Annotated in this window: 10 protein-coding genes; 3 read left to right on the top strand and 7 right to left on the bottom strand. The window is 66.8% G+C overall.

Annotated elements, in window-relative coordinates; genetic code table 11:
• Positions 1-108: 108 nt before the first annotated feature.
• From BKG60_RS32810 to BKG60_RS32370, 6 genes are all read right to left on the bottom strand, one after another.
• Complete coding sequence (locus tag BKG60_RS32810; RefSeq protein WP_330221145.1) at positions 109-459, bottom strand: hypothetical protein; 351 nt, start codon at positions 457-459, stop codon at positions 109-111.
• A gap of 20 nt (positions 460-479) precedes the next feature.
• A complete protein-coding gene (locus BKG60_RS31930; RefSeq protein WP_074328210.1) occupies positions 480-857 on the bottom strand; it encodes a hypothetical protein in 378 nt (125 codons plus the stop codon).
• Between the two features lie 625 nt (positions 858-1,482).
• Positions 1,483-2,208: a hypothetical protein gene (locus tag BKG60_RS07830; RefSeq protein ID WP_047041163.1), complete on the bottom strand. Its 726-nt coding sequence runs from the start codon at positions 2,206-2,208 to the stop codon at positions 1,483-1,485.
• 18 nt (positions 2,209-2,226) lie between these two features.
• Positions 2,227-3,099: a P-loop NTPase family protein gene (locus BKG60_RS07825; protein ID WP_224863914.1), complete on the bottom strand. Its 873-nt coding sequence runs from the start codon at positions 3,097-3,099 to the stop codon at positions 2,227-2,229.
• Between the two features lie 818 nt (positions 3,100-3,917).
• Entirely contained in the window at positions 3,918-4,220 is a 303-nt protein-coding gene (locus tag BKG60_RS07820; RefSeq protein WP_224865614.1) for a hypothetical protein, read from the bottom strand.
• 111 nt (positions 4,221-4,331) lie between these two features.
• On the bottom strand, positions 4,332-4,610 hold the full coding sequence (locus tag BKG60_RS32370) for an immunity 63 family protein (RefSeq protein WP_224863913.1): 279 nt from the start codon (positions 4,608-4,610) through the stop codon (positions 4,332-4,334).
• A 245-nt stretch (positions 4,611-4,855) separates the two neighbouring features.
• Here BKG60_RS32370 and BKG60_RS07810 point away from each other — a divergent pair, with 245 nt between their 5' ends.
• A complete protein-coding gene (locus BKG60_RS07810; protein WP_011331220.1) occupies positions 4,856-7,891 on the top strand; it encodes a Tn3 family transposase in 3,036 nt (1,011 codons plus the stop codon).
• A gap of 126 nt (positions 7,892-8,017) precedes the next feature.
• On the opposite strand, the gene BKG60_RS07805 is transcribed toward BKG60_RS07810, so the two are convergent.
• Entirely contained in the window at positions 8,018-8,605 is a 588-nt protein-coding gene (locus tag BKG60_RS07805; protein ID WP_011331219.1) for a TetR/AcrR family transcriptional regulator, read from the bottom strand.
• Between the two features lie 101 nt (positions 8,606-8,706).
• Between BKG60_RS07805 and BKG60_RS07800 the strand changes: the two genes are divergently transcribed.
• Entirely contained in the window at positions 8,707-9,573 is an 867-nt protein-coding gene (locus BKG60_RS07800) for a CoA transferase (RefSeq protein WP_011331218.1), read from the top strand.
• Positions 9,570-10,745, top strand: a complete 1,176-nt coding sequence (locus tag BKG60_RS07795; protein ID WP_011331217.1) for a thiolase family protein — start codon at positions 9,570-9,572, stop codon at positions 10,743-10,745. Before BKG60_RS07800 ends, BKG60_RS07795 begins: the two co-directional genes overlap by 4 nt.
• The last annotated feature ends 4 nt before the right edge of the window (positions 10,746-10,749 follow it).

Here is a 10,749-nt window from a genome sequence, read left to right as displayed (position 1 = left end):
TGCACTGGAAGTGCCTTTCTTAACTGGCCTGATTGATGCGTAGAGAACACCAATCCTCCCAGCTCAAGGGGCACTTTCCTTATATCGACACCCACCTACACAGGCAATTCATCGGTGGATCGAGGCTAAATGCGATGTGTCCGGGACCGCATTCCTGACGCGCGCAGGGCTGTCGGATGCGTGCTCGGTGAGGCTCTCAATGGGCTGTGGCACCGAACTGGGCGATGGCACCGAAGGCCGTGGCGGCACCTGCTGCGCCCGGTCCTCGCCCGCCGTAACCGGCTGGGCCTGCCGGGGGCCGGCCTTCACGGCCGCGGTCGTCGTCGTGGCCGACGCCGTAGCCAATTGCTCGCGGCCGTGGGCAAATGCGTTGGGCCGCTTGGGTCTAGTGAGTGACAGCAGGCACAGAGTCGCGTGCGCGATAGCGACGTCGATCACCGCCGGCCAGATCCACGACATGGACTCGCGAATACCCAGCATCACTGCGAAGGAGCGCAAAGCGTCGAACGAGAGCGCAAAGCGTCGAACGAGAGCGCAAACGAGCCCAGTGCCAATGCTGCCGTGAGCGCGAGCGCTACCCAATACACCCAGCCGACGGAACGGGCTCGCACCAGCCAAGTTGCCGAATGAGTCGCTGCCAGAAGAACTATCGGCGGTACCAAAGCTGCAAGTGCGGCCAGCCATCGTGTTTCGGACGGGGCGATGAGCAGCGCGTGTCCAACATTGCCGGCCAACGACATCGAGGCCGCAAGAATCAACCACCCCATGAAGAAGGTGCCGGCGCGGCGACGGTCGCCTTCTGCTGGGGCACCGCCAACCGGAGGCCGCTCAGGCGCGTATTGGTCCTGGAGACTCATGCATCGAGCCTATGGGCGCCGCCGATGCGCCTCGTGCACAATTTATCGCTTAGCTGGCACCACACAGCTCATCGAGCCGTGCGGACGCGGCCGTAGCTGCCACACCATCGGCCTGCGTGTACGTGCGATTGCGCAGCAACTCGATTTCAGTACGCCGCTCCGCGACATACTGCCGCGCGACGGATGCAGTAGTGGCTGGCTCGGCTGAAATCTGCGGCTCAAACAGGTCAAGGCCTTGGCGATCGCAGCGGTCCGATTCCCGATGTAGGTGTCGATATTCGGCGTCGACCAATCCCAGCCCGGAGGCAGCTGAGGGATAGCCGTCAGGGCGGCCTTAGTGGAAGGCCACGCCTCGCACGTCGAGCTGGTCTCGGTGGCGTTGCCCTGTGCTGGGGCATTCTGGGCAGCTGTCGGAGCGGGGCTAGCGGGTGCTGCGGTGTCGGAGCCGCGGCTCAGTAGGACAGCTGCGATTACCGAGGTGGCGATGATGATGGCCGCGACGATGATGGCGACCGGAAGCCAGCGCCGCGACGGCTTGGCAGTCGGATAGTAGGGTGGCCACTGGGGTGGTGTCATAGGTAATATCACTACCTCTGTCAGGGGTGATGTTGCGCGTGGGGTTGCGCTAGCGGCTGCGCGTGCTCGGATAGCTGGCGTCTAGGGCGGCAGTGACGATTTCCGAACGCGTCGACTTTGGCCGCCCGGGGTGGCCCGCCAAGATGATGCTGTTCACCCAGTCCACAATGCGGCGCAGCGCTTCAACCTCACCCGCAATGGGCCGCATGTACACCGGCACAACAGGTTCCGCCTTCTGGACAGGTGCGCGCCTGACGAAAAAGCCAGGGGGCTGCGTGGCGTTCTCTTCGGGTCGGCGGGCAAGCACGAGTTCGGGGAGATCCGCGAGGTGGCTGCTCACTGCTTCCATGATGAGCTCGGTCTGTGGTGCCGACCCTGGCTGGTCGGCGACGGCCTTGAATCGCGCTGCCACGGAGTTGGCGACGCTGACCCGCGTCGGTGAGGCGACATGCATTAGCGGGTCGGTCCAATCAATCTCCAGCGCGGGCAGATCCCGCCGGGAGGGCGAGTGATCCACGTCGGCTGTCACCTCGGTCTCGGTCTCGGTGACGGCGGGCGCAGGCGCCGGCGCAGCCCGCGGCGGCGTCGCGCTGACAGTTACTGCCGGCTCCTCGGCGGGGGCCGGAGCAGCGGTCGACGAGCTGGGGAGCCTGTCATCTGCTGGGCCCGCATCAGCACTGACCGGGGCGGCCGGCTTCGGGTGACGGGGAGGGGGCGCTTGGCGCCCTGCCCGCTCTGCTTTGCGGTTGCGCAGGGATGCGATTCCGTCGGACATGGGTGTTCCTCTCCCCCGTTACTGTTGAGCCTTGAGCGCGAGGTCAAGGACGCTGCGCGCCACCTCGTGCATTTCTTCAACGAAACCAGCTGCCCGAGCGGGTATTTCGCCGGAACGACCAGGGGCGCATACCGCCATCGTGAGCTTGCGCCGCTTGAGGAAGGTGTGGCTGGAAACCACGGGGCCAACCGGGATGTCGAAGGTGTCGCTCAGCTTCTCCAGCTGGCGAAGTTCGGCTTCTGGGGCTGCTTCCACGCGGTTGATGACAAACAGCAGTGGATAGCCTCCCTGCAATTCCTTGGCCATGCTCTCGGTCGCCTTCAGCGCCCGGGTCTCAAGGTTGACCGGGACCACGATGACGTGTGCGGCCGCGACCGCCCCCATCGTGGAGCTCACTCCGCCCGGGTGTGTGTCGACCACCAGCGGTCGGCCTAGCGACTGCGACCACTTCTCCAGTGTCGAGGCCATCTGGTCAGCCGGTGGCTGGTGGATGGCGAAGTCGGGATGCGACGGAATGAGGTCAGCGCGCACTCCCCCGCCCGAGAGAGGGCGTGGCACGCGGCCAGCCTCCAGCGCGTCAAGAAGAGGTGCGGTGGTTCTTGTCTCATGGCGGTACCCCCACGCGCGGGTGGCCCCTCCCTCGTCCCAGTCCAAGTCGACGAGGACTCCGCCGAGCAGGAACGCCAACTCCTTGGCGAGTTCGGTCTTGCCCACTCCCCCCTTCCACGCCGCAACCGTGACGATTAGGCGGGGCAGGAGTTCCATCAGCGCCGGCGACGAGGCGACACCGAGCCGCTCTAGCGCGATGCCGGGCTGCTGCGCCTCAGCGCCGCCTGCCCGCCGCTTGCCGCTGACATTGCGTGTCGCAACACCTGCAGTGCTGTCTGGCATATCGCGCACCCCTTCTGTGCGTGTGTGCACCGCTGACAAGGTGCATATGTGCTGCGTTCGATATTAGTCGACCACGCTGTGTGTGCGTGCACAACTTGTATCGCGGCGCGCCGCACAGCCGATAGCACCCTGACTATTACCTGCCTGCGTGTCAGCATGTACCAGAGCCACTATCACAGCCAATAGCGCAAGACCGTGCCGCGTGCAATGTAATCCTTGATATTGGACGTGATGTTGTCGGCAGTGTTGTGCGCAATGTTGCAGGTGACATTAGCCCTGCTCGGAGGTGCAACATTACAAACTGCGGCCTGTAGTCGCTGCTGACCAACGGTAGCCGCTCGCAGCGCCAGGCATATGGCGGACGTGTCGAAAGCGCGTCAGCGGGCCCTACGCGGCGTTTTCCCAGGTGATCTTCAACCCCCACCGCCCGAGGCCGGGGGGCTCCGAAGGGGCCGGCGAACCACGTGATGCAGACCCAAGCATGCGCACATATGTTCGAGCACGCACCTAGAATGTGGAGCTGTGACGAGGCTACGGCGGACCCGGCGCGGGTATGCGGAACCCGGCCCGCCGCAGCATTGTCCTGGGGGGCATCCGCTCCGTGGGCCGCAGCTGGTGCTTGTAGGGACGCAGCAGTGCTCAACGTGCGCCAACCGGGGGATGGGCCCGCACCGCTCGTATACGTGTAGGAACTTGCGACAGGACGGTCTACGACCCGCCGGCCACCTCGGAGTGTGCCTTCATCGCTATGGATGGCCGCGAAGTTCCGAAGCGCTGAACAGGACCGGGCGCCGCCACAACGAGTCAGCGTGCACGGCTCACCGGCGCGAGCGGTGCACGGTGTAGTTCGTCCACGCAGGGAACTCGCACATGATGATCGGGTCGCGGCCGGCGCGCGTGCAGAGCACTTGGAGAACCCCGTCGCGGACGACCGCGGCGACGTCGGCGTCGGCGGGCAGGTAGCGGGTCGCTGAGACGATGGTGGTGTCATCGTCGGCCACGTCGACCTCGACACTGCCGGCTCCCGCGATCTGGCACTCGCGGTAGTAGTCGACGCTCATCTCCATCAAGCGGCTGGGGGCGACATCAAAAACGAGAATCTTCGGGCTGCGAATCTTCATGGTCACGTCGGGTTTCCTTCCCTCTGATGCACGACTTTCGTGCTGAGGGAACCCTAGAAAACGACAGTGCAGCGATTGAGTCGTCGCGGCCCTCACCTGCGCATTTAGTGGTTAGCTCGCGCGTCGGGTGGGTTTGGAGTTGTGCAGGAGAGCGTCAATCGTGGCCTGCGTCTTCGAGCCCCATCGCGGGTCGAGCGCACTGACGAAGGCGGCCCACAATGGCAGGGCCACGGTCGCTTTGAGCGTGTCGGCGCCGGTGCCGCGCGCGGCGGGGGAGCGGTAGGCAAAACTCCAGGCGACCGCGCGAGCCGCGTCGTCGACGATCCAGTACACCAGCTCGTCGGCGTCGACAGTTTGACGCGTGCCTGGCTGACCGGTCAGTACATCCATGCACCGATAGTGGAGAGAGTTCTCCGCGTCGAGGGTATAGGCGGCGCCGGGGGCATCGACTGCGGGAAATGCTTGGAACTGTGGCCGGGGGAGGGTCCGCCTTGCCGCAATCCTGGCGACCGCGCTCAGTTGCGCCAAGGCGTGCTCAATGCGGTGTTCTAGGGGGTCGGGGAGCAGATTGACGAAATCCGGCGCTAAGGGGCAATCGCCGAGCGACCTTGCGCTGTAGGTGATTTCATGTCGTCGTGACTGATGAGGGCGGCTATGGCCGGTTCGGTGCGTTGTCTCGGCAGGAGCTGGAGCGTTACTGCTACTTGGATGACGAGGACCGGCGGCTGATCGCTGCGCGGCGGCGCGACTACAACCGTCTGGGGTTCGCGGTGCAGGTGGTGACGGTGCGTCACCTGGGAATGTTCCTGGCTGATCCGCTGGATGTCCCGCCCGCGTTGATCGAGTATCTGGCCGAGCAGTTGGAGATCTCCGATCCGTCGATGGTGAAGCGGTACACCGATCGGGAGAAGACCAAGCTCGAACACGCCTGGGAAATCCAGCAGGTGTACGGACTCAAGCCGTTCGGCGAGATGGAGTCGGAGCTCACGTCGTGGATCGTCGACCAGGCGTGGATGACCGGCGACGGACCGAAGGCGATCTTCGGCGACGCAGTGACATGGCTGCGGAAGCGTCAGGCGCTGCTGCCGGGGATCACCACGTTGGAGCGGCTGATCGGCGACGGCCGCAACGCGGCGGACGCCCGGTTGTGGCGCCAGCTCGGCGAGCAGCTGACCTCGGAGTCCGCGTCTGCCTTGTTGCGGCTGCTGGAGGTTCCTGCGGAGGGCGGGCAGAAGGTCAGCGAGCTGGAGCGGCTGCGCAAGGGCGTGTTCAAGGCGTCGTCGAAGGGGATGCTCGCGGCGCTGCGCAGGGTTGTCGACCTGCAAGCGGTCGGGGTGGACAGCATCGACGTGAGGGCGATCCCGCCGCGTCGGTTGACGGGGTTGGCGACCTACGGGTTGGCGAGCAAGGCCGCCGCGCTGCGGCGGCTGCCCACGCGTGAGCAGCGCTTGGCGGTGCTGGCCGCGACGGTCGTTGTGTTGAGCGCGCGGGCGGTCGACGACGTGTTGGAGACCTTCGACATGTTGATGACGACGAAGCTTCTGTCCAAGGCCGAGCGGGAGTCTCGCGAGGAGAAGCTGCGTCGCTATCCGAGGGTGTCACGCAACGCAGGCAAGCTCGCGGCAGCGGTGAAGGTGCTGCTGGAGATGGTCGAGGTCAACCAGGACGTCGGGCTGGGCGTGGTGTTGGACATGATCGAGAAGACCGTCACCCGGGCCGAGTTGCGGCACGCGGTCCAGGCGGTCGACGAGCTGGTGCCCGCCGACGACGCGGAGCTGGATGGGCAGCGGTTGATCGAGTTGGCCGGCAAGTTCGCCACGGTCCGCCCGTTCCTGTCGATGCTGATGGACACGATCGAGTTCGGCGCGACCAGTGACGGCGCCGCCGTCCTGGCGGCAATGAAGACCCTCGCCGAGCTGCTGACATCCAGGTCGTCGGGCAAGATCCCGGCAAACCTGCTGGACGCCCGCAAGGTCGACCACGACTTGATCGTCGGCGCGTGGAAGCGCTTGATCTACACGCCGGGCCGACCGGAGGGCACCGTCGACCGGAACTCCTACACGATCTGCGTGTTGGAACAGTTCCACCGACACCTCAAGCACCGCAGCATCTTCGCGGTGCGTTCGTCGCGGTGGCGCGACCCGCGGGCGCACCTGCTGGCAGGCGAAGCCTGGGAGGCTGCGCGTGACGCCGGCATGAACGCGCTGGGCCTGCCCGCCGCGCCGACGCAGCTGCTGACCGATCACGCGACGGCGTTGGAGACCGCTTATCGGGAGTTGGCCGCACGGCTGGGCGAGGACACCCCAGCCAGCATCGACGCCGACGGCAAACTGCACGTCGCCGCGCTGGACGCCAAGGCCGAGCCCGCGTCGCTGGTCGACCTGCGCCGCCGGGTGGAGGCGATGATCCCGCGTGTGGACCTGCCGGAACTGGTCACGGAGGTGATGAGCTGGCATCCCGGTTTCACCGAGGCGTTCACCCACACCTCGGGCAACGAGGCCCGCGTCGCCGACCTCGGCTTGTCGGTGGCGGCCGTGCTCTGTTCCTATGCGATGAACGTCGGGTTCAAACCGGTGACAACGCCTGGTGTCGACGCCCTGACCAGGGATCGGCTGCTGCACGTCGACCAGTGCTACGTGCGGGCCGAGACCATCGAGGCGGCCAACGCCGTGCTGGTCGACGCCCAGGCCGACATCCCCCTGGCCCAAGCGTGGGGCGGCGGGCTGGTCGCCTCGGTGGACGGGATGCGGTTCGTGGTGCCCGTGCGCACCCATAACGCCCGCCCGAACCCGAAGTACTTCGGCCGGAAACTGGGCATCACCTGGTTGAACATGCTCAACGACCAGTCCGCCGGGCTGGCAGGCAAGGTGCTGCGCGGAACACCTCGCGATTCGCTGCACACCATCGACGTGATCGTGTCCCAGCACGGCGGGCGGATTCCGGAGGTCATCATCACCGACACCGGGTCGTATTCCGACATCGTGTTCGGACTGCTGCATCTGATCGGCCGCCAGTACCGGCCGCAGCTGGCGAACCTGCCCGATCAGCGGTTGTGGCGCATCGACGCCCGAGCCGACTACGGGCCGCTGGACAAGGCGGCGCGCGGGGTGATCGACACCGCCAAGATCGCCGCGCACTGGGAGGACATGTGCCGGATCGCGGTGTCGATCCACTCCGGTGAGGTGTCGGCGCACGAGGTCACCAGGATGATCTCCCGCGACGGGCAGCCGACCGCGTTGGGCCAGGCCATCGCCCATTTCGGGCGGATCTTCAAGACCCTGCACATCCTGCGCCTGGCCGACGACGAACCTTACCGGCGCGAGGGCAAGGCCCAGTCCAATCTCGTCGAGGGTCGTCACGACCTGGCGCGCACGATCTATCACGGCCGCAAGGGCGAGATGACCCGCGCCTACTACGAGGGCATGGAAGACCAGCTCTCGGCGCTGGGATTGGTGCTCAATTGCGTCGTCGTGTGGAACACCGTCTACGAGAACCGCGCCCTCGCCGCGCTGCGAGCCGGCGGATACCCGGTGCTCGACACCGATGTCGAGCGATTGTCGGCGTTCGTGCGCGCCCACATCGGCATCGACGGGCACTACAGCTTCCACCTGCCCGACCCCAGCGGAGTTCACCGACCGCTGCGCGACCCGGACGCCGACGACGACGAGTAGCGCGAGTCGAAGGGTGGCGGATGACCGCTCAGGACCTGACGACGCATGTCGGCGGAAGTCTCTCCTGAGCCGCGAAACAGGCCACGGCCTGCACCTCTACCTCCGACCTGACCCAACAAACTACCGCTAGATTACGGTCACGGAGAGCGTCAGTTTGTCGCTGTGCGGCACGCCCGTCCGGTCGAGGAAGTCACACATGTCATCGATCATCGGCTGCATGAGCAGCTGCCCCAGCTGACGAACCATCAGCCCGATGACCTGTGAGGACTCGGATCGCCGTGTCGAGGTCTTGCCCGAATAGCGGAGTTTGGAGATCTCTCTGCGACTCAGGTCGGTCAGCCGCTCGAGTAACTCGCTCTTTCCCTGCGGATCGAGCACAGCGCGCCGGATGTAGTTCACCACCGTCGGATGCGTCGCGAGCATGTGCCGCACCGCCTCGTCTCGAGCGGCGGCGACCTGCGCTGGGGCGCCCTCGTCCGGCACAGAGGCGATCGCCAGAGCGTAATAGTCGACGACCAGTTGCTCGACGGCGACGCGTAGCCCGTCCTTGGTCTTGAAGTGGTGCTGCACCAATCCCACGGCGACCCCGGCGGCGGCGGCGACGGCGCGCATCGAGACGCGATCCTCGCCGCGCTCGGCGTAGAGGTCGAGCGCGGCGTTGCGAATGCGGGCCTTCGCGGTGAGGTCCTCGTCACTGGCGCGGGGGTCGGTCACAGAAATTGCCTCCTATCAGGGAAAAAAGCATACACCCTTGACATTAGACAGTACATGCGCATTAATGGCTATACATCAGTATAGTCAAAAAGGGGTTGATGATGTCGCAGTCGAGTTCGCTGCAGGGCGTGCAGGTGGTGTCGCTCGCGATCAATCTGCCGGGCCCGCTCGCCGCCGCGCGGCTACGGGCGCTGGGCGCCACCGTCACCAAGATCGAACCGCCGGCCGGCGACCCGCTGCGGGCCGTGGCGCCGACGTGGTACGACGAGCTCACTGTGGGCCAGCGGGTCGTGACCCTCGACCTCAAGGACCCCGCTGATCGGGCGGTGGCGGCGCGCGAGCTGTCGCGTGCCGACCTGATGCTCACCGCCATGCGCCCCTCGGCGCTGGTCAAGCTCGGCCTGGACGAGTTGACCGCGGCGAATCCGCACCTGTCGCATATCGAGATCGTCGGGCACGACGGGATCGCGGCGGAGCAGCCCGGCCATGACCTGACGTACCAGGCCCTGCACGGCACTCTCCAGCCGCCGACGATGCCGACCGTCCCGGTGGCCGACCTGCTCGGCGCCGAGCGCGCCGTGTCCGCGGCCCTGCTCGCCCTGCGCGTGGCCGCGGAGTCCGGCGTGGGACACCGCGAGCGGGTCGTCCTCGAACAGGCGGCCGCCGACGCCGGCGCCGCAGTTCGGCACGGTCTGATGGGAGCGGGCGCGCCGCTCGGCGGGGCGCATCCCGGTTACCGGATCTACTCCAGCTCCGACGGCCACGTCGCGCTGGCCGCGCTCGAGCCGCACTTCTGGGAGCGCGCCCGCGCCGGTCTCGGTGTCGAGGGCACCCAGGAGGAGCTCGAGCAGACGTTTCTTTCCAAGCCGACGCGCGAATGGGAGGAGGTCGCGAAGCGCCTCGACATTCCCCTGATCGGAATCCGCGATTCGGCACCCCGTAATTCAGCACAAGGAGCTTTGTCATGAGTGTTCGCGAGGCCGTTATCGTCGGCGCGGTCCGGACCCCGGTCGGCCGTCGCGGAGGGATCCTCAGCGCATGGCATCCGGTGGACCTGCTCGGGCAGACGCTGCGGGAGCTTGTGGCCCGCGCCGGCGTCGACCCCGCCGCGATCGAGGACGTCATCACCGGCTGCGTCATCCAGCACGATGTCCAGTCGGGCAATCTCGGCCGCCACGCGGTGCTCGCCGCCGGGCTGCCCGAGTCGGTCCCCGCGGTGACGATCGACCGCCAGTGCGGTTCAGGGCAGCAGGCGGTCAGCTTCGCCGCCCAGGCGGTGATGGCGGGTTCCCACGACCTGGTGATCGCCTGCGGCGTCGAGTCGATGTCACGGGTGCCGATGCCTCCGGCGTTCCTGCCCGGCGCGCCGCTCGGCCCGCAGTACAGCCCGCGCGAACTCGACCGCTACGACGGTGGGCTGATGGCGCAGGGCCCGTCGTCGGAGCTGATGAACGAGAGGTTCGACCTGAGCCGAGCGGCGTTGGACGCGTTCAGCGCTCGCAGCCACGAGCGGGCGCACGCCGCGACGCGGGCCGGGAAGTTCCGCGACCAGATGGTGCCGATCACCGCCGACCCCGACGACCCGACCGGTCCGGTCATCGACTCGGACGAGGGCATCCGCGAGCACATCGACCCCGCCAAGATGGCGAGCCTGAAAGCCGTGTTCGGCGCCGACGGGCGGACCACGGCGGCCAACTCCTCGCAGATCAGCGACGGCGCGGCCGCGCTGCTGATCGCCGACCGCGAGTACGCCGAGCGCAACGGCCTCATCCCACGCGCCCGGTTCCGCGCGCTGTCGGTCGCCGCCGCCGACCCGATCATCCAGTTCACCGCGATCCTCGACGCCGCCCACAAGGCGCTCGGCCGAAGCGGGTTGGCCGTCGAGGAGATCGACCTGTTCGAGGTCAACGAGGCCTTCGCCGGTGTGCCGCTGATCTTCCAACGGGAATTCGGCGTCCCGGACGACAAGCTGAACGTCAACGGCGGCTCCGTCGCCCTCGGCCACCCGCTGGGCTCGACCGGAGCCCGGATGCTCACCGACCTGCTCTGCGAACTCGAACGCTCCGGCAAGAGGTTCGGCTTGCAGACCGTCTGCGAGGCCACCGGCACCGCGAACGCCACCATCATCGAACGCATCTGAGGAC

The sequence above is a fragment of the Mycobacterium syngnathidarum genome (assembly GCF_001942625.1).
Classification (GTDB): domain Bacteria; phylum Actinomycetota; class Actinomycetes; order Mycobacteriales; family Mycobacteriaceae; genus Mycobacterium; species Mycobacterium syngnathidarum.
Note: the sequence above shows the minus strand (reverse complement) of the source record. Positions and strands in the feature narration are given on the sequence as shown.

Excerpts from the sequence above, each read along its gene's own strand:
- BKG60_RS32810 (WP_330221145.1), bottom strand. The coding sequence starts at position 459 with ATGTCGTGGATCTGGCCGGCGGTGATCGACGTCGCTATCGCGCACGCG.
- BKG60_RS07795 (WP_011331217.1), top strand. The coding sequence starts at position 9,570 with ATGAGTGTTCGCGAGGCCGTTATCGTCGGCGCGGTCCGGACCCCGGTC.
- BKG60_RS31930 (WP_074328210.1), bottom strand. The coding sequence starts at position 857 with ATGAGTCTCCAGGACCAATACGCGCCTGAGCGGCCTCCGGTTGGCGGT.
- BKG60_RS32370 (WP_224863913.1), bottom strand. The coding sequence starts at position 4,610 with ATGGATGTACTGACCGGTCAGCCAGGCACGCGTCAAACTGTCGACGCC.
- BKG60_RS07820 (WP_224865614.1), bottom strand. The coding sequence starts at position 4,220 with ATGAAGATTCGCAGCCCGAAGATTCTCGTTTTTGATGTCGCCCCCAGC.
- BKG60_RS07800 (WP_011331218.1), top strand. The coding sequence starts at position 8,707 with ATGTCGCAGTCGAGTTCGCTGCAGGGCGTGCAGGTGGTGTCGCTCGCG.
- BKG60_RS07830 (WP_047041163.1), bottom strand. The coding sequence starts at position 2,208 with ATGTCCGACGGAATCGCATCCCTGCGCAACCGCAAAGCAGAGCGGGCA.
- BKG60_RS07825 (WP_224863914.1), bottom strand. The coding sequence starts at position 3,099 with ATGCCAGACAGCACTGCAGGTGTTGCGACACGCAATGTCAGCGGCAAG.